The 21,072-nt window shown below is 65.2% G+C and carries 22 protein-coding genes; 2 read left to right on the top strand and 20 right to left on the bottom strand.

The window, feature by feature from the left end; translation table 11 throughout:
- Positions 1–158: 158 nt before the first annotated feature.
- The 18 genes from H5P28_RS08965 to H5P28_RS08880 all read right to left on the bottom strand — a co-directional run bounded on the left by H5P28_RS08965 (position 159) and on the right by H5P28_RS08880 (position 16,987).
- Positions 159–1,583, bottom strand: coding sequence for a class I adenylate-forming enzyme family protein (locus H5P28_RS08965; protein ID WP_185675370.1), 1,425 nt, complete (start codon positions 1,581–1,583; stop codon positions 159–161).
- Complete coding sequence (locus H5P28_RS08960) at positions 1,580–1,999, bottom strand: ApeP family dehydratase (RefSeq protein WP_185675369.1); 420 nt, start codon at positions 1,997–1,999, stop codon at positions 1,580–1,582. Before H5P28_RS08960 ends, H5P28_RS08965 begins: the two co-directional genes overlap by 4 nt.
- A 4-nt stretch (positions 2,000–2,003) precedes the next feature.
- Positions 2,004–4,322 carry an MMPL family transporter gene (locus tag H5P28_RS08955; RefSeq protein WP_185675368.1) on the bottom strand — a complete coding sequence of 773 codons (2,319 nt, stop codon included), beginning with the start codon at positions 4,320–4,322 and terminating at the stop codon, positions 2,004–2,006.
- Positions 4,319–4,867 carry a condensation domain-containing protein gene (locus H5P28_RS08950; protein WP_185675367.1) on the bottom strand — a complete coding sequence of 183 codons (549 nt, stop codon included), beginning with the start codon at positions 4,865–4,867 and terminating at the stop codon, positions 4,319–4,321. The genes H5P28_RS08955 and H5P28_RS08950 overlap by 4 nt, the downstream gene beginning before the upstream one ends.
- 77 nt (positions 4,868–4,944) lie before the next feature.
- Positions 4,945–5,742 carry a glycosyltransferase gene (locus H5P28_RS08945; protein ID WP_185675366.1) on the bottom strand — a complete coding sequence of 266 codons (798 nt, stop codon included), beginning with the start codon at positions 5,740–5,742 and terminating at the stop codon, positions 4,945–4,947.
- Positions 5,735–6,034 (bottom strand): ApeI family dehydratase, encoded by a 300-nt coding sequence (locus tag H5P28_RS08940; RefSeq protein ID WP_185675365.1) that lies wholly within the window; start codon positions 6,032–6,034, stop codon positions 5,735–5,737. Before H5P28_RS08940 ends, H5P28_RS08945 begins: the two co-directional genes overlap by 8 nt.
- On the bottom strand, positions 6,022–6,798 hold the full coding sequence (locus H5P28_RS08935) for a lysophospholipid acyltransferase family protein (protein ID WP_185675364.1): 777 nt from the start codon (positions 6,796–6,798) through the stop codon (positions 6,022–6,024). Before H5P28_RS08935 ends, H5P28_RS08940 begins: the two co-directional genes overlap by 13 nt.
- Positions 6,799–6,804: 6 nt before the next feature.
- Complete coding sequence (locus tag H5P28_RS08930) at positions 6,805–7,737, bottom strand: hypothetical protein (protein ID WP_185675363.1); 933 nt, start codon at positions 7,735–7,737, stop codon at positions 6,805–6,807.
- Positions 7,728–8,396, bottom strand: coding sequence for a beta-ketoacyl synthase chain length factor (locus tag H5P28_RS08925; protein WP_185675362.1), 669 nt, complete (start codon positions 8,394–8,396; stop codon positions 7,728–7,730). The genes H5P28_RS08930 and H5P28_RS08925 overlap by 10 nt, the downstream gene beginning before the upstream one ends.
- On the bottom strand, positions 8,389–9,495 hold the full coding sequence (locus H5P28_RS08920; protein ID WP_185675361.1) for a beta-ketoacyl-[acyl-carrier-protein] synthase family protein: 1,107 nt from the start codon (positions 9,493–9,495) through the stop codon (positions 8,389–8,391). The genes H5P28_RS08925 and H5P28_RS08920 overlap by 8 nt, the downstream gene beginning before the upstream one ends.
- A 33-nt stretch (positions 9,496–9,528) precedes the next feature.
- Positions 9,529–9,795, bottom strand: a complete 267-nt coding sequence (locus tag H5P28_RS08915) for a phosphopantetheine-binding protein (protein ID WP_185675360.1) — start codon at positions 9,793–9,795, stop codon at positions 9,529–9,531.
- A 41-nt stretch (positions 9,796–9,836) separates the two neighbouring features.
- Positions 9,837–10,478 carry a TVP38/TMEM64 family protein gene (locus tag H5P28_RS08910; RefSeq protein ID WP_185675359.1) on the bottom strand — a complete coding sequence of 214 codons (642 nt, stop codon included), beginning with the start codon at positions 10,476–10,478 and terminating at the stop codon, positions 9,837–9,839.
- Entirely contained in the window at positions 10,478–11,728 is a 1,251-nt protein-coding gene (locus H5P28_RS08905) for an NAD(P)/FAD-dependent oxidoreductase (RefSeq protein ID WP_185675358.1), read from the bottom strand. Before H5P28_RS08905 ends, H5P28_RS08910 begins: the two co-directional genes overlap by 1 nt.
- A 71-nt stretch (positions 11,729–11,799) precedes the next feature.
- Positions 11,800–12,732, bottom strand: coding sequence for a chorismate transformation FkbO/Hyg5 family protein (locus H5P28_RS08900; protein WP_185675357.1), 933 nt, complete (start codon positions 12,730–12,732; stop codon positions 11,800–11,802).
- Positions 12,733–12,753: 21 nt separating this feature from the next.
- On the bottom strand, positions 12,754–13,170 hold the full coding sequence (locus H5P28_RS08895; protein WP_185675356.1) for a hypothetical protein: 417 nt from the start codon (positions 13,168–13,170) through the stop codon (positions 12,754–12,756).
- Between the two features lie 87 nt (positions 13,171–13,257).
- A complete protein-coding gene (locus H5P28_RS08890) occupies positions 13,258–14,619 on the bottom strand; it encodes a glutamate--tRNA ligase (protein ID WP_185675355.1) in 1,362 nt (453 codons plus the stop codon).
- Between the two features lie 202 nt (positions 14,620–14,821).
- Positions 14,822–15,517 (bottom strand): lipid-binding SYLF domain-containing protein, encoded by a 696-nt coding sequence (locus H5P28_RS08885; RefSeq protein ID WP_185675354.1) that lies wholly within the window; start codon positions 15,515–15,517, stop codon positions 14,822–14,824.
- Between the two features lie 72 nt (positions 15,518–15,589).
- Positions 15,590–16,987 carry a hypothetical protein gene (locus H5P28_RS08880; RefSeq protein ID WP_185675353.1) on the bottom strand — a complete coding sequence of 466 codons (1,398 nt, stop codon included), beginning with the start codon at positions 16,985–16,987 and terminating at the stop codon, positions 15,590–15,592.
- A gap of 92 nt (positions 16,988–17,079) precedes the next feature.
- Between H5P28_RS08880 and H5P28_RS08875 the strand changes: the two genes are divergently transcribed.
- A complete protein-coding gene (locus H5P28_RS08875) occupies positions 17,080–17,874 on the top strand; it encodes a M14 family metallopeptidase (RefSeq protein WP_185675352.1) in 795 nt (264 codons plus the stop codon).
- A 135-nt stretch (positions 17,875–18,009) separates the two neighbouring features.
- Here the strand turns inward: H5P28_RS08875 and H5P28_RS08870 are convergent, their stop codons facing one another.
- Complete coding sequence (locus tag H5P28_RS08870) at positions 18,010–18,417, bottom strand: hypothetical protein (RefSeq protein WP_185675351.1); 408 nt, start codon at positions 18,415–18,417, stop codon at positions 18,010–18,012.
- Between the two features lie 66 nt (positions 18,418–18,483).
- The gene (locus tag H5P28_RS08865) at positions 18,484–19,026 is read right to left on the bottom strand and encodes a gamma carbonic anhydrase family protein (RefSeq protein WP_185675350.1); all 543 of its coding nucleotides are present in this window, start codon (positions 19,024–19,026) and stop codon (positions 18,484–18,486) included.
- Positions 19,027–19,286: 260 nt separating this feature from the next.
- On the opposite strand from H5P28_RS08865, the gene H5P28_RS08860 reads away from it, so the two are divergent.
- A complete protein-coding gene (locus H5P28_RS08860) occupies positions 19,287–21,035 on the top strand; it encodes an ABC transporter ATP-binding protein (RefSeq protein ID WP_185675349.1) in 1,749 nt (582 codons plus the stop codon).
- Positions 21,036–21,072 lie beyond the last annotated feature (37 nt).

Raw genomic sequence — 21,072 nt, 5'->3', positions numbered from 1 at the left:
GTTAACGGCCGGGCGGAGGGCTTCCCGTCATCTCTCGCAATGCGATAGCCAAAAGTGACCCGGTTCCGCCCCGTCCATGCCTGAGCGGGCGGAACCGGGCCTTGGCTGGCGCGGGCACAGATACCACCCGAAAAATCACCACCACTCGCGCGTTACTGCTAAGCCCCTTTTGCCCCGGAGGATTTATCCCCCCAGCCTCGCCGAAGTGCCCGCTGGTCGATCTTTCCCCGTGCGGTCCGGGGAAGCACCTCCAACCGACGCACCTGCAGACGACGCCCGAGACGAGGAAAAGCCGCCCGCAATCCCGCCAGCACAGCCGCCACCTGCGCGTCTCCCTCATAGGCGAGCAAAAGGCGCTCCCCCTCCGGCTCGTAAAAGGCCACTGCTTGCCGGACCCCGTCCAAGGCGGCAGTCACCTGCTCCAGCCGGGCCAGATCGAGCCGGACGCCCGCGCATTTGACGATCCGGTCGGCCCGCCCGTGGATGACCACCCCGCCGGTTTCGGTAAAGCTCACCCGGTCGGCCAACGTGAACGCAGCGAGGCTTTTTTTGCCAGCCGACGCAGCTTCTCCGGTCAGTGACATTTCCCCACCAACGCTGCCATAAGAGCTGACCGCGGCGGAACACACCCGCAACCGCCCGTCCGGCATGCGCGTCAGACGCACCCCGTCCATCGCCGTGCCGACGCAGTCGCCCTTCAGCCCGGCATGCCCGTCCCGGTCGTAGGCGATGCCCCCGGTCTCGCTGGAACCGTAAAAATTATGCACCAGCAAGCCTGTCGCCTCGTAAAACCGCCGGGCCAGATCCGGGCTGAGCGGAGCCGCCGCCGAGATCACCAGCCGCAGGGGTTTCAGGGAAATCTCCCCACCCCGGCACAAGCCCTCCAACACCGCCGGAACCGTGGGCAACACCGTCGCCCGGTAGCGGGCCACTTCCTCGGCGATGACATGCGGGAAGGCCGCGCTCCCCACCACCAGCGGCACCCCAAAGGCCAGCAGTGGTGCGACAAGATTTCCCAACGCGTAGGAGTGGGCGAAGGGCAGGAGCGCGAAGTTCAGGTCGTCCGGGCCGAAGCCCATCGTCGAAAGAATATTGGCCGCGTCGGCGCACAGTTCGCCGCCAGTGAAGGGAATCGGCTTGGGCGCGCCAGTCGAGCCGGAAGTCAGCTTGACCAAGGCTGTACCCGCTTTCCAATGCCGGGAGCCGGACAGCGTCTCCAGCCCGCCCTCCGTCACCTGCAAGGCAGGCGCAAGCAGCCGCTGGGCGGTCGCCAACTCCTGCGCTGGAGCTCCGGCGTCGAGCGGGATGACCACCGCCCCGGCCCGCCGCAGCGCGATAAACGCCGCCAGCCAGTCGGCGCCGTTTGGCAGGCGAAAAACCACCCCCCGCCGATTGAGCTGATGCGGAGCCAGCCGTGTTTCCCAATCCCGCGCCCGCGCCTCCAGTTCGATAAAGCTCACCGCCGCGCCCGTAGCCGCATCGATCACCGCCAGTCGCTCACCCTGGCGACGCAGGACCGCTTCCCAGCCGCACAACAGGGGGTCGCTCGCCTCGCGTGTCTTTTTCTCCTGCTGGGTGCTCATGAGGTCAGGATGGTCAATTGCCCAGCCGCCAACCGATGACCGGAGGCGGCACTCAGTTGGCCGTCGAAACGAAACAGCCCCGCCTCGCTCCACGTACCCAGTTTTGAATACACAGTTAAAATTTCCCCGCCAGGTAGCGGCTCCGGCGAAAGTTCCCAGCGGACGACTTTAATCAACCGCCCCGAGCGCCAACCGCGCTCCCGGTGATGCCAACCGATGAAGGCCGCCGCGGCCTGCGCCACGATTTCCACCGACCACGCTTGAGATCCGGCAGCCCCGGACAGAACGCCCGCTTCCGGCGGCAGCAGGGCCTCGGCGGTGACTTCGCATCCGTCGAGCGCGACGATCCGCCGCAGCAGGCACATCGGGCCGCGATGCGGGATCAGGTCTTCAATGGGCGGAAACTCGGCAGGCATGGCGTCAATCATCCTCTGCTGTAGAAGCCCCACGTTGCAACCCTATGAACTCGGCCCCCATCCAGGCGAAAAAGACTGTCGCGGCTACCACGATGCCGAGATCGCTGACCGCCTTGATCTCGCTGAACCCGAGCACGGCGAAAGCGCCCGCGCTGGTCAGGGCGGACACGCGAACCGAGACCGGAGCGCGCCCGTGAAAGTGCACCGAAAACGCCCCGTAATCCAGCCCGAGGCAATAGGCCAGCACTGCCCCGATCACGGCGAGCAGGCTCAGGCTCCCGCCCAGCAGCACGGTCACGGCCAGCCCGAGCGTGACCGCCCACACCGGCAGCAGCGCCGCCGCCAACCCGCCCCGCCAGCCGAAGACCCACAGCAACACCGCCCCCACGCAGAGGAAGCCCCAGAGCGCGTTGCGCAGGACGATCTTCCGCGAGAGCGCCAGCGCCCGGTCCAGCGCGACGCGCTCGTCGAGGACGTATGTAGTGGTTTTTAATGACACTGGCACCTCGTCACGGTCTCGCACCCCGAATGTCCCCACCCAGTCAACCCCGTCGCTCATCAGCGCGGCCCGCATCGGGCCGCGCAGGCGCGAGGCCAGTTCGCGGATGGCTTCGTCCGCCGCCGGGTCCGCCACGCGGGCGGGCAGATTTTTCAAACCCGCGGCAAAATCTTCAAACGCTCCCTCGTCAAAACCAAGCGCCTTCAACTCAGCCAGCAGCGCCTCCCCAAACGCCTCCCGCTGCGGCTCGAAGGCCAGCCAAGCCTCGCTGCCCTGCGCCCGCCCCAGCAGGGAGGCGGGGCCGGAGAGTTCCACCCCGGAGGCACGGACATCGTTGAGGTTCTGAAGCAGGCCGACTGGTGACTCCGAAAAGGTGAACCAGCGGCTGCGTACCGTTTCGTCCGACTGCCCCAACACGGTCAGTAACGACTGGTAGCGCTCCATCTCGCCGGGCACCGGGATCTGGTAGCCCGCGATCCGGTCATCGAAGCGCAGCCACCCGGCCAGTACGGCGAGCGCCACCGTCCAGAGAAGCGCTGGCAGCAATAGCCACACACGCGGCAAGGGCCGTTTGCGCAACTGGTAAAGGAAAGCGCGCAGGGCGGGTTTTCCGCCACCCGCGCCCGCATAGGGCATGACCCAACGCACCGCCGCCAGCGCGGCCAGAAGCCCGGCGGGGACCATGACCCCAACCTGCCGAATGGACGGCAACGGGGCCAGCCAGAGGAAAGCCAGTCCGAGGCAGGACGAGAGACAACCGGCCAGTAGTGGTTTTTGGATACGCTTCCACGCGGACAGGAGACCATCCGCCCGGCGGTTGGCCAGCAGGTGCACGGCGTAGTCCACCGCCAGCCCGAGCACCACACTGGCGATGCCGAGGGCGAGCACATGGATGCGCCCGAAAACCAACAACCCAACCCCCGCCGAGCACAGTACAGCCGCCGCCAACGGGATCAGCACCAGCAGCAGGTCGGACAAGCGCCGCATGAGCAGCGCCAGGAAGAAAAAGATCACTGCCCCCATGACGACGTTCAGCAGCGTCACCTCGTGCCGGGTTCGCGTCTCGGTCGCGGCGGCGATTTCATAAACCCCGCCACTGGTGAGATGAGCCTCGGGCCAGCGTACGCGCAGGGAGGCCTTGACCGCTTCGACGGAGGCCCCGATGGCGGCTTGCCCCGCCGGGCTGAGCGAGTCCGCCCCGACCGGCAACCACGCCAGCACTGCGCCGTCCTCACCGGATGCGGCCTCGGGCAGCGCCTCCCGCGCCGTCGGGATGAGCAACAGCGGGTCGTCGGGAATCAGTTGGGCGTAGGCGGTCGCCTCGGAGCGGTCGAGAAAGGCGTCCAGTTCCCCCGCCGCCCGTCGCGCCAGCCAGAGGGTAAAATCCGATTCGGGCTGGCCGGTGCCCCCGAACTCCAACCAGCGCTCCTGCAACCAGCCGGGGAAAAAGAGTGTCTCGCGGTGCTCGTAGATGAAGCGGCCCAGCTCCTTCATCGTATCGGCATCGCCGGGGAAAAAGACTTCGCCAAAAATCGGTTGCGCGGCAGCGGCTTCACGGATGGCCGCGCGAACTTGCTCCGGTTCCGCGCCCGGCGCGTCCACCTTGAGCAGCACGCTGTTGGTGGCCTGCGCCTGAAGGGACTGGCGAATTTCACGCGCCTGGAGCGGTTCCGCCAGCTCGGGAATGGAGGCGCGGATGTCCTCGTTGAGCGCCTGGCTCCAGTCCCGCGTCAGCAGGTAGGCCAGCGGCAGCACTAGCAGGACCGTCAGCGCCAGAGCAGCGGGTCCGAAGCGACGGACAGGACTGGTTTTTTTTCCGCTCATGAGGATTTCGCGGGCTGGCCGAACTGCGCCAGCGGCACCCACTGGAGAGGGCCAAACTTATAACGTCGCACCACCCCGTCGCTGAGAAAGACCTGCACCGTACTCACCCGCCCATCCTCGACGCCGACCTCGACGCGCTTGAGCGTGCGGTCCATCTCGGGCGTTGCCGGATAAAGCGTAAACCCGCCAGACGCCAGTTCGGCCCGCCAGTCGCGGCGCAGCGCGGTCTGGTCACCTCCGATCAGGTCGCGCAGCACGCGCACATAACCGGCCTCGGCGGGGAGTTCACGGCGCTGGCCATCGGAGCCTTCAAAGTAGATCCCGTCGGCGAGGATGAGCAGGCGCTCGCGGCCCGGCTCGGTGTAGCAAAGGACAAGCTCTCCCTGAGGTGAACGATCCAGCGTGCCGCTGAAGCGCTTCGGAAAGCGGCGAAACGGGAACTGCCGCTCCTCGGTGAACGCGACCCGCGCCACCTCCTCGCCCTGCGGCCAGGCCAGCGCCTCCAGCGAGACGCGCGATGCAGTCGGGGCAGACACTTCGGACACTTCAGCCGGAGTGGTCGATGCGGGTTCAGTGCTTGGGCGGGAGGGCGTTTCACCCTCCACGGACAGACACAGGCAGCTCAACAGGAACACAACGGCCCGCCTCCACCGTCCTGCTGACGGCGAAAACGGCGGCTGAGTCGGGCGACGGAAAAGCATCGTGGAACAAATGAAAGCAACAGCCTGACATGGAGCCAGAGCATAAAGGCGTTGTCACGCAGATAGTGAAAGTGGCTCACCCCGCCCTCTTCGGCGGGCACATAGCGCACCGGCACCCGGCAGCGCAGCGGAGGCACCCCGGCCCAGAAAAGCCGAACCGCCACCTCGGGGTCGAAGTCATAGCGCCGCGCGAAGCGCGTTCCCTTAAAAACCTCCCGCAACGGCCCGACCGGGTACACGCGCATCCCGAACAAGGGGTCGGCCAGGCCGCCCCAGAGGGTTTCGAACTGAGTCAGCCCGACACTCAACTGCCGCCCGGCCAGTCGCACCCAGGGCGCGTCCGGGCCGAAATCCGGTTGCCCCATGACACACGCCTCCGGCCTTTGTGCAGAGAGGCTCATCAGTTCCGGCACCCGGTCAGCGGGGTGCTGCCCGTCGGCATCCATCAGCAACAGGTGGGTGAAGCCTGCCCGCGCCGCCTCATCCGCCGCCCAGGCCGCCGTTGCCCCCTTGCCGCGATTGGTTTGGCTGACAAAGACCCGCAGCCCGGGCCACTCCTCCGGTTTTTTCAAAAAGACCTCGTGCGCCCCATCGGTGGAGCCGTCGATAAAGAGCCAGAGCGGACGCCAGTAGCGCAGCGCCTCCCGCACCGTGCGCTCCAGGATGGGGCCGGTGTTGTACGAGGGCAGGACGAGCACGTGGGTCGCGGAATCATTCATGTGGCACCCACAGCATATCGGCATAAGCCCCCTCCGCGTCAACCACCTGCGCACGCCAGCCGCGTTTCTCCCGGCTCAGGCGAAGCTCCACCGTGCAGCCGGGGCGCAGTTCGCGCAGGAATTTCCCCTGACGCATTTCCCAGCGCTTGCCTGCCCCGGCTATGCGTTCGAGCGCGACCAGCGCCCACTGCGCCTGCGCCGCCGCCGGAACGAGGGGGTGACCGGGGAAATGCCCGTCGCAGAAGCCGTTGGCTTCGGTCACGGCGATGCGTTCGACGATCACTTCGGCCACAGGGAAAAATCCTCCTTCGCCAGTTGTTCGCGGTAAAAGTCCTCCATCCGTCGGGCAAAGAGCGGGGGCGGCTCATCGGGGGCGGGACGGAACTCACCCAGGTAGCGGAACTCGCAGGTAAAGGGAAAGGCGTAGCGCCCGAAAAGCCCCCCGCCCTTGCACAGCAGGCCCGAGGGGTTGCGGATGAGCAGGGCGCAGACGGGGACGCCGGTCTCCTTCGCCACCCAGCCGAATCCGGCCTTGAAGCGGTTCAGGGGCGGGACAGCGGTCCGCGTCCCCTCGGGGAAGACCAGCACCTGGCGGCCTTCGCCGAGGGCTTTCTCCATCGCGCGCAGCGACTCCATCCCGTCGCGATTGGCAATAAAGCCGCCCTGCCGGATCATGTAGCGGAAAAACGGGTTGCGGCGCAGGCTGGATTTAAACACGCAGACCATCTGCGGGCGCTCGATCATGAGAAAAAGCGCGTCGAGCAGCCCCGTGTGGTTGGCCACCAGCAGGCAGGGGCCGGCGGGGATTTTATCCAGCCCGGTGAAGCGCACCCGTCCCATTCCCATCATCGCCAGCAGTCGTGTGTAGCGGCGCATGGAGTCGGCCAGGATACGCCGGATGCTCCCCGGCGAACGCCTTTCCAGCCCCAGCGGCAGCAGGAGTGCGCACAGGACGTTGAGCGCGAAGGCCCACAGTCCGAACAGCACGATCATCGCCAGATAGCGCAGGTAAAGTCCGAGCGAGCGGGACGGCTTATAACTGGGGGTGGCAGACATGGCGGATCAGTCGCTAGCGGCCATACCGGCCCCGGACGAAAGCCCGCCGGCGGGTGCGGACGGGTTGAGCGGGAGAAAGTTGAACCACTGGTACGGGTGTCGGAGCAGGAGCTTTTCCAGCCAGTGCAGGACCATCTGGAAATGCGCCACTCCGGCCTGAACATCCTCCTGGCGGTGACGCCCTTCGGGGACGAACGGATCACAGGCATGCACGAGGTAGCCTGCTCCCGCCGGGTCCGGCAGCGCCACCGAGAACTGAACGGGACGCCCATAGAGCGCGGCCAGGTGGTAAATCGTGACCGGGAAAAGCCGACGCTCTCCCAGAAACTCGAAAGCCGCGACTTTCGAGGTGTGCTCCAACCGGTCGCACTGCATGGCCAGAGTCTTGCCCGCATCGAGGGCGTCGCGCAGGCCGAAAATAATGTCCCGCTCGTCATTGACCCAGATGACCTCGACCTGTCCCGCCGCCTGCCGCAGCAACCGGTCAATGTCCTCGGAGTTGCGCACGCGCTGGCGCACCATGCAGATCGAACGCTCGAACTTGTCCAGCCCGAAACCGAGCAGGTCCGAGGCCCCGACATGGAAAGTCCCCACCAGCATCGGCGTACGGCCCCGGATCAGGAGGCCGTTGCGGCTGCTCTCCTCGTCCGCCCACTCCATCGGGACGGGATCGCCGCGCCCGGCCCGCAGCTTGAGCCGGAGCATATCGGCCAGCGCCCGAAAATGCCGGTAGCTCTCCCGCCAGCCGACGGGATGACCCCGCAGTGTTTCCAGATAGGCGCGCGAATGGCGACGCTGCTCCCGCATCAGGGCGAAGGCGATAAATACCCCTGTCCGCATCGCTGCCTCCAGCAGCCAGCCGGGCAGCACGCGGTCGCACAGCGACATGAGCCGGTACCCGCCCCAGGGACCCGGATTTCTGGGTTCACTCAGGCCCATGACAGACGGAAGGTTCCCCGTTCGGGAGTGAAAAATGCCAGTGGCCGGCGCTCCGCCAGCGCGGCGTGAAACTCAGGCAGCGTCGGAGCAGTGGGCGCGTTCGCCAGTTCCTCCCCCGGCGTGAATATGACCTCCCCGAGCACCTGTTCCTGGGCGGCAGAGTCCAACCGCAGGTAAAAGGCAAAAGTTTCCTCCCCGCCCCAGCTATGGGCGGTGCACCAGTGCTCGTACTCGTCCCCACCGACTAGATGGACCGGCGTCTCCGGCGGCGCGATCAGAGCGGCCAACAGCGCGTCGGCCACCAGCGTCTCCAGTCCGCACAGCGGAGAAAACAAGGCCGAGCTTTGCCGCCGGGCGACGCTCACCAGGTCAAGCGCGCCGGGGTGGATCGAGTTCTGAAAATGCAGCGGGCTGGGCGCGGGAAAGCTGGCCAGGTAACGCTCCAGGCTCTGGGTCCCGCCAAAGCGCGAGGCGTAGATCCACTCGTCGTCCGCCCCGGCCTCCAGGCCATCCGTCACCTCGCCGATGAGCAGCGAGAGGTCGCTCATGCGCCGCGCGGCCAGCGGGCCGAAGTTTTTACGCAGGGCCTTGCGCCGTTCCGGGTCGAGTTCCCGGCCCGGTTCGGCCACGGCGAGACGGGTGATGAAGCGCTTAATCACGGGTGACAAGGTGCGCGGCCTGGGCTCCCCCAAAGGCGCTGCTTAAAAGGATGAAGCCACCGTAACCGGCGGCGGAAAAGTTGTCGCGGCTGACATTGCCGGTGAAAAACGGAGCCTCCGCCCCGACAGTGCCGGGGATTTCTCCCGTTCGCATCGCCTCCAACGCCACCGCCAGCTCGACCAGCCCGCAGGAGCCGAGCGTGTGCCCGAGCGAGCCCTTCCACGCGACCAGTGGACTCTCCGGCAACAAGCTGGCAACGGTCTCAGCCTCCAGACGGCCCGCTTCCAGCGTGCCCGTACCGTGGCCCTTGACCCAGACGCGCCCGGCGGGAAGAGCCGGGGCCACCCGCTCCAGCACCCCCCGAAAACCGGCCCCGGTCGGGTCGTTGGCAGTCATGTGGTAATTTTCCGACAGCGCAGCCGAAGCGGCCAACTGGAATCCGCCCGACTCACGGCTGAGCACGGCAAACGCGGCCCCGTCGCCCAGGCCGATAGAGCCGGTTTCCCGGCAGGCATAGGGCTGAGGGAAGTCCGCGTTAAGAATTTTCAGGGCGTGAAAGCCGCCCACAACGAAGTCGCTCAAAAAGTCGAAAGAAAAGACCAGCACCCGCTCGGCCAGCCTGGCTTCCAGCATCCGCTGGGCCTGAATCAACGCCAGTTGGGCCGAAACACAGGCGTTGGACACGATGAAACGGTTCGGCCCCCAGCCGACGGCCTCGGCCAGCATCCGCACCGCGCGGGTCGGGGTCGAGGCGGCATGGTAGCGCTCATCCCCCGTTTGGTAAGCGGCCAGCATCTGATCGATTCCGAAGTTGCTGCTCGACACAATCACCGGGTAGCCCGCCATCCCCCAGGGGGCCTCGGGGACGCGAGCCAGCAGCTCACGACAGGGGGCGAGCCAGCGAGGCGGTGTCTCCACCACACATGGGCCAGTCAGGGCCAGCGGGACGCGCTCCGGGCCTTCGCCCGGCGCGGAGTGAAGCTCCAGCGCGATCTCTCCCTCGCGCAGCCGGGAGCAGGTTGTGACGGCATCACCGAGCGCGGTCAGACAATCACAGGCATCGATACAGACCCGGATGCTCGCTGCGCGGTTTGCCATAACAAGACCAATATAGCCGCAAAGCCCGTCGGCTCAAGCCGAAGCCGCCTGTCGCTCGCGGATGAAGGCCGCCAGCGTGTCAATACTCTGCAAGGCGGCACGGGCCTCTTCGCTGTTCTTGATCTTGATCGAGAATTCCTTTTCCACGCTCACGACCAGTTCGAGCGCGTCAATCGAGTCGAGCCCGAGGCCCGAGTCCATCAGCGGGGTATCGTCGGTCAGTTCGTCCGGATCGACATCCTCCAGAGACAACGCCTCGATGATAAGCGTCTTCAAACGGTCTTTTAAATCGTCTCCCATAAGATAGAGCTAGCAATAGCGAACTGCGGACCAGCCTCAAGTCAAATGCTGTTGCGCTTCCAACGCCGCCAGACCAGCCGCGTTCCGATCAGGGCCACGGCCACAGCCAGCCCGCCCCAGAGGGCCTGGGCTCCGTCCTTGTCCATGACCCCGCGCGTGGTCAGCACCACGCCCGTCAAAAAGACAAACTGGACCGCCCACGAAAGCGCCAGGTACAGCCCGAAAGGCACCGCCAACACGCCCAGCAGATAGTTCTGCGCGGTGAAGGGCACCCCCGGCACGGCCCGCACCAGCAGCGTGACTTGGGCGCAGGCGTTGCGGTCGAGCGCGAACAGCCGGGGCCAGCGCGGCTCCAGACGCCGCCGCAGCGGTTCCCGCCAGACCGTGCGGGCCAGCAGGTAGCCGAGGCTCATGTTCGCGGCCAGCCCGACGCCCCCGGCGGCCAGCGCCACCGGCACGGAAAAAGTCAGCCCCGCGAAAACGTAAAAGGCCGAAATCGGAAACCCAACCAGTGGGAGCACGATCATCAGCCCGCAGAAAACTGCCGCCCCCGCCTCCGGGTGCGCCTCGATAAAGGCCCGCCAGTCCGCCCCCCACAGCACCAGCGCCCAGCACAGGGCCGCCAGCCCGAGCAAGGCGAGCGTCCAGGGCAGCCAGCGGACGGAGGTAGCGGGCGTTTTCATCAACTGCGCAGCTTGAGCGGCGGAGCGATCCGCCAGCGCCGGTTCAGCCGGGCAATGGTCAGGAAAAGCTTGTAGCGCCATTTCAGCCGGAAAGGCATCCGCGTGTATCCGGCGACCACGGCGTTGACCGCCGCGAAGAGGCTGAAACGGTTCGTCGGGCTCATGAAAACCGCGAACGACTTTTCGTCGTAATAAACGTCGATCAGGTCGAGCATAACCCGCATCCGGCCGCGCAGCTCGCGCTCGTAGCGGCCACGGGCGCGCCCGCCCAGCCCCTTGCCGGGGGCGGCACGCAGGATTTCGCCCACTGCGAGGTCGGCGGATTCCAGCGCCAGATAGACCCCGGAGGAAAACACCGGGTCGATGAACCCCGCCGCGTCCCCCAGCATCACCCAACGCTCCCCGGCGAACTGCCGGTTGACAAAGGAATAATCCGCCTCCACCCGGAAGCAGTCCAGCGTCTCGGCCTGAGCCATGCACTTGCGCATCCACGGGTTGGCGGCGACGCGCTGGTGAAAAAGCTCCTCCGGCGGCGTACGGTCCTCGCCGGGGATCAGGACCAGCCCTACTGAGGTGCGTTCGGTATCGAGTGGGATCGACCAGAACCATCCACCCGGGACCCGCGTGATGATGATATTGCCGCCCTCCGGCTCCGGTGCCCGGGCGACTCCGCGAAAGTGGTTGTAGACCGCGAAGCGCTTGGGAAGCGGGATCGGATCGGTCGGGATGCCCAACTGACGCCCCAGCCAACGCCCGCGCCCGGCGGCATCGACCAGCCAGTCCGCCTCGACCGTCTCCGTGCTGCCGTCCACGGCGAGTTCGACTTGCCAGCATCCGCCCGTCCAGCGGGCGGATTTTGCCTCCACCGGCTGGCGCAGCTCGCAACCGGCCTCGACCGCCCGCTCCAGCAGGAGCCGGTCAAAAACCGACCGCTCGACCTGATAGGTGTAGTCGAGTCCGGGGATCAAGCCGTCACGAAAGCGGTTGTGCACGCGCAAGGCCCCGGCCCCGCAGGTGAACTCCGCTCCCTCCTTGCGCACAAAACCGGCCTGCTCGACCCGCTCCCAGGCGTTCATCTTGCGCAGGACGCGGTTCGCCGCCGGGATGAGCGACTCGCCGATGTGAAAACGCGGATACTGCGCCCGCTCCACGATCAGCACCCGCTTGCCCGCCTGGGCCAACAAGGTGCCCGCCGCCGAACCCGCAGGCCCGGCACCGATCACGAGACAGTCATAACGGGTTGCAGACATGGGAAGAAGCTTTGGCCGCATCGCCCCCTCATGGCGAGTTTCAAGTTGATGGCTGAAGCTCCCCGGAGGAACTACGCCGGCATCGTGTCAGCCGACGGATTGAGCACATGCGCGGCCCAGGAAAGCTCGATCTCGACCAGCAGTTCGCGGCGGCAGATGTCGGCCTGCACGATCATGTACTGCCCGGCGTCGAACCACGGCTGTTTTTCTAGCCAGGCCTGCACCACAGGAACATCCTCCGGCCGGCGCAGGTACACTCGGCAGAAGGGAGCTTCCAGCCCGGCCAAGGTCTCCGCTCCGAGCACGCGCCGCCCCTGCGCGAGCATGCGCAGGAGGTTTTCGCCGGTGGAGGCGAGTTGTCCCGGCAAGTCGCCCGGAGCCACGCTGGCCGCTCCCAGCACCGCCGACGTGCCCGAGATATAAAAGACCGGTTCGCTCCCGGCCACGACGCTGGCCCGGCTAAAGCTCGGCGAACGCGGCCCGTACTCCGGCGGGTAATGGTAGGCCGGGCATTGGAAGGGGTTTTCCAGATGCTCGACGGAAAATTCCGTGGCCAGCGCGATCACGCTCAAGCGCGGCTCCACTGTTCCCACCGCCGAGGCCGCACAGAAATGCCGCTCAAACCCGGCTCCGGCGAAGGCGGCAAAAGCCTCGTGCCGCCCGGCGCAAAAGGCCCGGTAATTTTCCAGCCCCTCGGCCTCCTCATTGATGGCGGGGACGTAGTTCCAGATCCGCAGGCTATGGGCCGGGCCGAGCGCGGCCAGCAGGCGGGCATAAGCCGAGCGGGTCGTCTCGCGCATGTCCTGCGTCACCGGAACGCTCAACGCGACACAGCGCCACGGCCCCTCGGAGCCGGTCAGCAGATCGCCGTCCACACGTTCAAGTGTGCCCGGCCAGAGACGTTCGTCGGCGGTCCCGGCAAGCAGCGGGACGGCCAGCTCAATGCCCGCGTCCCCGGGATGCAGACGAGTGCGGCTCGCCCCAAATCGGAGGCTGGTCGGCATGGCGGATTCGTCCCTCGGACCTTAGCTGGCCTGAGCCAGACGGCGGGGGAAGTCCTTCTGGAGATTTTCCAGCCAGCCCAACGGCACCGCCTGGATTTGCTCACCCGTTTTCGGGTCTGTCATGGTCGAGTCGGAGTAGATTTTCACCGTGTCGCCTTCACGCACCATCGAGGCCTTGGCCTCGTAGCCGTTGTGGTTGAGCACCGCGGTCACCTTGTCCGAGGAGGACGAGACCACTGTCCAGTGGCGGCCCTGGAAGGTCGATTTCATCGCGTCTTCCAGCACGCTTCCCGACACGTCGGAGGGGATCGGCATGCTCAGCGGCTGGGCGTTGTACTCGGCCACGTCGGCATCCCCGCGGATCGCGGTATTGCAACCGGCCAGCGTGAAAAGGGCGAACGAGGCAAGGCAGGGAATGAGAGCAGCTTTAGTCATCATGAGAATCAGTTTACAGAATCGTTGCGGCTAGTTCAAGTGTTGCTGTCGGGTTTGTGAGGCGCACGTTTCCGGCGATCAAGGGCCGGATCAAGCGAAAGCCTTCATCCGGGTGAGCACGCGCTCGCGGCCAAGCACGTCCAGCAGCCCAAAGAGAGGAACGCCCCCGCCCTGCCCGCTCACGGCCAGACGCGAGATGGGGAAATACGCAGTCGGCTTCTGCCCGTTGGCCTCGGCCACCGCGCCGTATGCCTGTTCCAGCCCGGCCTCTGTCCAGGCATCGAGGGCTTCGAGGGCGGGCAGCAGCTCGGCCAACCGGGCCGCCGGGTCGCCCTTTTTAAAGATCTTCTCCCGCGCGGCGGCATCGGTCTCGAAGTCGTCCTTGAAAAACGGCACGACCAACTCGGGCATCGTCTCCAGCGAGCGCGCCTTGGGCTGGCACAGCGCCAGCACGCGCTGGAGGTAGTCCTCGTCGGTCGAGGCATCCACCAGCCCGGCGTTTTCCAGCACCGGCGCGGCCATCCAGACAAAGGTTTCCAGCGGCAGGGCGCGCAGGTACTCGGTGTTCACGTGGGCGAGCTTCTGCTCGTCGAAGCGTGCGCCGTCCTTGTTGATCCCGGCAAAGTCGAAGCGCTCGATGATCTCCTCGATGGGCATGATTTCGCGGTCGTCCTTCGGGTTCCAGCCCAGCAGGCAAAGGTAGTTGCGCACGGCCTGCGCCAGGAAGTGCCGGCTGACGTACTCCTCAATCAGCGCGCCGGACTCGCGCTTGCTCATCTTGCCGCGACCGTCGCTTTTGAGAATCAGCGGGATGTGGGCGAAAATCGGCGGCTGCGCCCCGAAGGCCTTGTAAAGTTCGATGTGCCGGGCGGTGTTGGAGAGATGGTCCTCCCCGCGAATGACGTGCGTGATCTTCATCGCCAGGTCGTCCACCACGTTGACGAAGTGGAAGCCAAAGTCGCCGTTGCTGCGGCGGATGACGAAGTCCTGATCGACCACGCGCTCGACGCGCCCGCGCACGGCGTCTTCGACCACAACCGGCTCGCTGCGGACTTTTTCCACCTCCGCGTTCTTGTACTTGTCAAACTCCGTGTAGCGCTCGCCCAGGAGTTTGAAAAAGACAGCGCCGTCCTGCTCGTAGGTGCGCCCGGCGGCGGTCAGGCGGGCGAGGTAGTCCTCGTACACGCCTGTGCGCTCGCTCTGGAAGTACGGCCCAAAGTCGCCGCCTTTTTCCGGGCCTTCATCCCAGTCCAGCCCGAGCCAACGCATCCCCTCCAGCAGCGCCTGCAGCGCCTCCGGGGTGTTGCGGACCGAGTCGGTGTCCTCGATGCGCAGGACAAAGGTGCCGCCGGTGTGCCGGGCGTAGAGCCAGTTGAACAGCGCGGTGCGGGCACTGCCGATATGGAAGAAGCCGGTCGGGCTCGGGGCGAATCGTACGCGGACGTCGGACATGGTCGAAAAGGACTGGATTAGTGGTGGTTGAAAAATGAATGCCGCAACCGGGGCGCGGGGCTCGGGTGAAGCAAAACCGCTGATACTGACGAAAAAAGCCCGCGCTGTAAAGGGCGCTTCGCGTCGAACCATGCGTCCACAAAAAAACCCGCCGGAACCGGTCCGGCGGGTTTGGAAAGAATCAGCGAAGCCTGCGGCGCGCTTACTTGGACAGGGTGGTGTCCAGGTAGGAGAGCTTGCGCAGTTCGGTGCTCACGTCGTTGGCTTCCTCGGGCATCGGCACGCGCATGCCGAAGATGTCTTCAGCCTTGATGCCGGGCACGCCGTAGAGGGCGGAGTTGATCTTCTCGCTGAAGTCAAGGGTGCCGCCGGAGAAGGAGACGCCCAGGGCGAAACCCTTCTTCACGCGATAGACGAGCACATCGGCATCCTTCCACTGCGAAGCAGCAAGGGTGCCACCGACCGGACCAGCCTTGACCGAGAAACCGACACCCCAGCGGATGGAGCTGGTGTAGAGGGCGCGCGTGGCCTTCTTGTTCATGAACAGGGCCACCATGTGGGTTTCGGTCGCGCCGATCTCGATCCCGAGGCTACCACCACCGACGGTGTACACGGCGGGCGGGCTCCAGTTATCGATGTTGTTCATCATGGCGATACCGGCACCGCCGTAACCGCCGACGCCAACCATGGCGGAGTCGAGCTTCACGATGAGGACGGCCTCGGACTCAGCCAGAATCTCCGAGGGGATGGCCGTCTTTTCATCAGCCTGAATGGCAGCCAGCACATCGTCGGACTGAGAGATGATGTCCTTGGCCTGAGCCAGTTCCTTATCGAGTGTAGTTTCAGCATTCAGCAGAAACGGTGCGAGCGAGAGAATAACTAGTGGTGTAAGTTTCATGATCTGTAATAATCAGTCCGACAGGCGTCTCCGTCAATGTCAAACGCAGCGTATATGAGGGATTGAGCGCGATCAGGCTCCGGAGGATTTACGGCGAATTTTCTCCACCAGCCAGGCAGCCAGCACCTGCGAAACCAGCAAGCAGACAAAAAACAGAAGAATCACCCGCATGACCATCCCTTCAAGGGCATCCGACACCGCCTCGGGCTGCTCCAACTCGTCAAGGAGCGGGCTGAGTTTCTTAAGCTCCTGAGCCGTCACGGCCATGCTTGCCAGGCTGCCGTCGATGGACGCGATCCGCTGGCCCAACGGCTGGCCTCCGGCATCATTGATAAGCGCGTCCAAGTCCCGCTCCAGACGCTCAAGCTCCTCGGACAGAGCTGCCGAACGGTTGGCAAAGGCAAGCAGTTCGGCAGGCAGTTGCTTGAACTCGGGCTTGGCCAACTCGTCGGCGAAGGGCTCAAAAAAATCGTTCAGGGTCGAGAAATATTCAGCAGTCTCGTTGAGGCGCATCTGGGTCTCGTCCAGCCCGTCCACGAAGGACATGAAAGACTGCCCGGCCTCGGAGTCCATCAGGTTGTAAACGCCGATCTCCGTCGTCCAGTAGGCGTAAACCGGCATCCAGTCCATCAGGACGTAGAAATTATCCAGCGTGCGGTTGGCCTGCTGAAGCTCGGTGTAGGTGTTGCCGAGGCCCTCCTCCAACCCCCCGAAAAAGAGGCTGCTCTCCAGCTTGACTGACGGCGGCGGAACGAAGCGGTCTCCGGCGAGCACGCCGATGTTCTCGCGCCCCATGAAGGAGGTCATCGGGTTTTCCTCACACCACTTGACCACCTCCGTGCGCAAGAGCGCATATTCCTTGTCGCCGAGCACGTAGTCGGCCAGCCACCAGGCCCACTCGTCAGCGGTTTTCATAACATCGACATAGGCCTGCTGGTACTCGCCCAGAAACTCCTTGCCGCCCTCGCTCGACACGTAGTCAAGAGCACGGGTCGTGTACGTGACAAGGTCGATCAGGGCGACGCGCGGGTTGGGCTGGATGGTGATGCTGTTGACGTTCGAGACGCAGGCATACTGCCAGATCACGGCGTCGCGCTTGAATTTAAAATCTCCACGCTCGCGGCGCAGGGTCACCCCTGCTGCCCCGATCAACCCCGGAAACCGCGTCGAGTACTCGCGCAGCAGTTCGCGCAGGCGCTCCTCGCCCACCGCAGCGCTTTCGCTCGCCACCTCCAGTAATTGCTTGCGTTCCACCTCCGGGATGCGCGGATTCTTCGCGCCCAGCCCAGCGCCGGGCTTAGGCGCGGAGTTGGCGGAGGCAGCAGCTTCCGGAGAGCCGGATGCTCCGCTCTCCTCCCGCGCAAGGAGTTTTTCCTGGGCCCGCAGTTCGCGCCCCTGCAACGGCGTGGCAAAACAGATGCCCAGCGCACACCCCAGAAAAAGAAGACAGCACAGCGGAGGTTTTCTCATGGCAACAACCGGAAGAGAGAGGATTAACGGCTTCAGCTTGCAACTGACAAGGACAGGATTTTCCCTGATGTTCAATCCAGAAAGACACCAGCATGGCCTACACCGGAACCGCCCTCAACCTGACAGCATTCGAAAAGAGCTGGGAACCTGCCGCCAGCGGCGCGGGTTTCCGGACCGGGATATTCGGGCAGGAGGAGGGCTTGAGCCTGCCTTTCGCTGTCCGTGACCCCGCCCCCGGCGCCCCCTGGCTGTACCTCTCCACCGGCATCCACGGCGACGAGCCCGCCGGCCCCCTCGCCCTGCTCGCGGCCTTGCAGGAGAACCTCCTGCCCGCCGGTGCCGGAGTCGTCGCCTTTCCCCTGCTCAACCCGGAGGGCCTCCGCGCCAACACCCGCGAGCATCCGCAGTACGGCGACCTCAACCGCGACTACCTCGCCCTGTCCTCGCCGCATGTGCGCGCCCATCTCGCCTGCCTGAAAAAGCTCGCTCTGCGCTACGACCTGGCCCTGTGCCTGCACGAAGACTGGGAGAGCGCGGGCTACTACGTCTATGAACACGTCGAACGCGGCAAGCCCGGCCTGGGCCGCGCCATCCTTGAAGCGGCGGAGCCCATCTGCGGGCTCGACCTGGCCCCCGTGATCGAAGACCGCCCCGCCGACCGAGGGCTGATCTCCAGCCGCCCCGGCACGGTCAAACCCGAAGACCTCGGCGGCGGCTGGGCCGAAGCCCTTTACCTCGGCGAAGGACTCTGCCCCGCCGTCTATACCGTCGAGGCCCCCAGTGCCCGCGATCTCGACACCCGGGTTAACGCCCATCTCGCCGCGCTCAAGGTCGTGGCCGACGCTTTGACCAAGCCCGCGCCGCCGGGTTGCACCCGGTGGCACTGAGGGGAACAAAGTTCCCCTACGCGTCCATAAAGGCCGCTACCCCTGATTGCTGATCCAGCCGGACCCTGAGGCATCAAAACTGAGTGCATACCCAAATGATGCAGGAACTTGACCAACATGACACGACCGAACCCGTCAATCCGGTTGGGTCTCGTCTTGTCGGGAGTTGTCCCCTGACCAGTCCGCCTTGAAATTCGGACGGCTCGCCTCAGACATCCGCCGGTCAACGTATTCCTGCAAATCCGTGTAGCGGGGGGCGATGATGAGCAACCGCCCATCCGCAGCCTCCACCGGCAGGCGGAATGTCGCGCTCAAGTCCTCAGCCGTCCATCCCAGAGGAGTCCCGTTGCCCTCAAACCAGCGGGCAAACTCGCTCCAGGTAACCGGATGCGCACCTGTGGTATGCACGTAGGCATAGTACTTATCGGGAAACAACTCTATCATCATGGCGTTGTGCCGGTGCGAGCAGCCCCTGATTATACCGAGGGCGGGAATCAGCAGCAGGAGAGAAACCGCGAGGGTGACAAGTAGAACCCGCTTCATTGTCGTGGTGTAATGTTGCCCGACCCGTCGGTCAGCCAGGGCGCTTTCGTTTGAACCTCAGCTCGCCTATTCCTTCTGGTCGCGCTCCAGCTTGGCCTTGTGGAAGGCGGCGACTTCGACGTACTTCTCGGCCCAGTGGCGAATGTCCGCCTGCTGTTCTTCGGAGAGCGTCTTGACCACCTTGGCCGGGGAGCCCAGCACGAGCGAGCCGGGCGGGATGTGCGTGTTTTTCGTCACCAGCGCACCGGCCCCGACGATGGAGCGTGCCCCGATGACGGCCCCGTCGAGAATCGTCGCGTGCATCCCGATCAGGCACTCGTCTTCGATCGTACAGGCGTGGATCATCGCCATGTGGCCGATGGTGACGTACTTGCCGACCTTGACCCCGTAGTCGTCCGCCAGGTGCACGACGGAGCCGTCCTGCACGTTGCTGCCCTCGCCGATCTCGATCGAGTTGATGTCGCCGCGCAGGACCACGCAGGGCCACACACTGCTTTTCGGCGCGAGCGTGACCGCACCCATGATGACGGCGTTCGGATGCGCGAAGGCCGACTCGTCGATCTGCGGTTCCTGGTTGAGGTAATGTTCAAGACGTTCCCGGTGGGTCATGGGCAAAAAGCCTGCACGGCTTCACCTTCCGCGGCAATGCGTTTCTGCGCTCTTCGCCGCCGTACATAGAGTTCCCCACCCCGGTGCAACATCCTCCGGACGAAACGGTTTTGCCAAAATGGGCTTGCCTGTGCGCGGAGAGCGGCGGCATCCTTGGACGGCAAAGGAGGATCGAAGTCCGTTGCCCGGCGCCTGCGCTTCCATCAACCCGCGCAAAGCCTCCCCCGCAACGGCTCCGACAAGCGGCCCAGCCGCCGACCATGAACGCAGCAGCCCACCCACCGCCCGGACGCAAGGAGCCCGGCCTGATTGAATTCATCTGGAGCGAGCGCAAGCGCCTCGGCGGCATTCTCGTGCTGACCATGATCCGCTCGCTGGCTATCGCGCCGATCCCGATGGTAACCAAAGCCATCATCGACCACGCCCTCGCGGGCAAGGACATCGGCCTGGTCTTCCTGCTCAGCGGCGTCATCCTGGCGCTGATCGCGCTGCACATGGTCTTCGCCCGGGGCGGCAACAAACTCGTCTCCATGCGCATCCCGACCATGCTGCTGGACCTGCGGGCGCGGATTTTCCACAAGCTCCAGTTCATGCATTTCGGGTTCCTCGACCGGACCAAGACCGGGCGGCTGCTCTCCAAGTACGCCTTCGACACCCAGCAGGTCGAGGGTGCGCTCATCCCGATCATCAACACCATCCTGCCTGAACTCCTCTACGCCGGAAGCCTGATTGTCATTTTAATCTTCATCAGCCCGCTGCTCTCGGCCGTCATCATCTGCGTGGTGCCGCTGATCTTCGTCATGCGCTGGCTGTTCATGAAGCGCATCATGCAGACCAACCGCAACGTGCGGCTGGCCCGCGAACGCCTCACCGGGGCGGCCAGTGAGTATATCTCGGCCCTGCGGCTGGTGCGCAGTCTGGGTGAAGAACAGGCCGTCCACAGCTATATGGACACACACAGCGAGGGCTTCCGCGAGGGGCGCGAGCGCCAGATCCTGCTCAACCAGAACTTCGGCACCTTCAGCTTCGTCTCGACCGAAGTACTCTCGGTGATCGTCATCGCCCTGAGCGCGATCCTCGTCATCACCGGGCACGCCAGCATCGGCACCCTGGTTGCCTTTCAGGCCTCGCTGCCGATCATCCTGCGCCCGATCAACCAGATCACCGCCTTCAGCCAGCAGTACTACCTGGGGCAGGAAAGCTACCGCAGCATCTGCGAACTGCTCGACAGCGGCTACGTCGAGAAGTGGACCGGCGACTACACCTTTAAGCATCTGCGTGGGGAGATCACCTTTGAGGACGTGAGTTTCGCCTACGAAGAGGGCAAGCCCGACGTGCTGCAGCACTTCTCGCTCACCGTCAAGCCCGGCGAGCATGTGGCCTTCGTCGGCCCCTCCGGCTCGGGCAAGAGCACGCTGGTCAGCCTCATCCTCGGGGTTTACGCCCCGCGCGAGGGCCGTATCCTCATCGACGGCATGCCGCAGGAGCGCATCGCCATGCGCGCCTTCCGCCGCAATTGTGCGATCGTCATGCAGGACAGCCTGCTGCTCTCGGGCACCATCACCGACAACATCCGCTTCGGTCGCCCCGACGCCACCGAGGAGGAGGTCCGCGAAGCCGCCCGTCTGGCCTACGCCGACGGCTTTATCGAGCAACTCGACCAGGGTTATGAAACCAAGGTCGGGGAGCGCGGGGTCAGCCTCTCCGGCGGCCAGCGCCAGCGCATTTCCATCGCCCGCGCCCTGCTGCGCAACCCGCGCATCCTCATCCTCGACGAGGCCACCTCCGCGCTCGACTACGAGAGCGAACGTCAGGTCCAGGCCGCCCTGGCCAACCTGGCCGAGGGCCGCACCGTCATCACCATCGCCCACCGGCTCTCCACCGTGCGGGAGGCGGACCGGATCGTCGTCCTGCACAAGGGCGTGGTCAAGGAAAGCGGCTCCTTCGAGGAACTGGCCAAGCTCGACGGCTTCTTCGCCCACCTGCTCGCCGGGCAGAACAACCCGTAGAAAACAGGCGCGGCACTGCCCGCCTCATCGTCGCTAA

The sequence above is a fragment of the Ruficoccus amylovorans genome, from assembly GCF_014230085.1.
In the GTDB taxonomy this organism is placed as follows: domain Bacteria; phylum Verrucomicrobiota; class Verrucomicrobiia; order Opitutales; family Cerasicoccaceae; genus Ruficoccus; species Ruficoccus amylovorans.
This window is presented reverse-complemented; position numbering and strand designations above follow the sequence as displayed.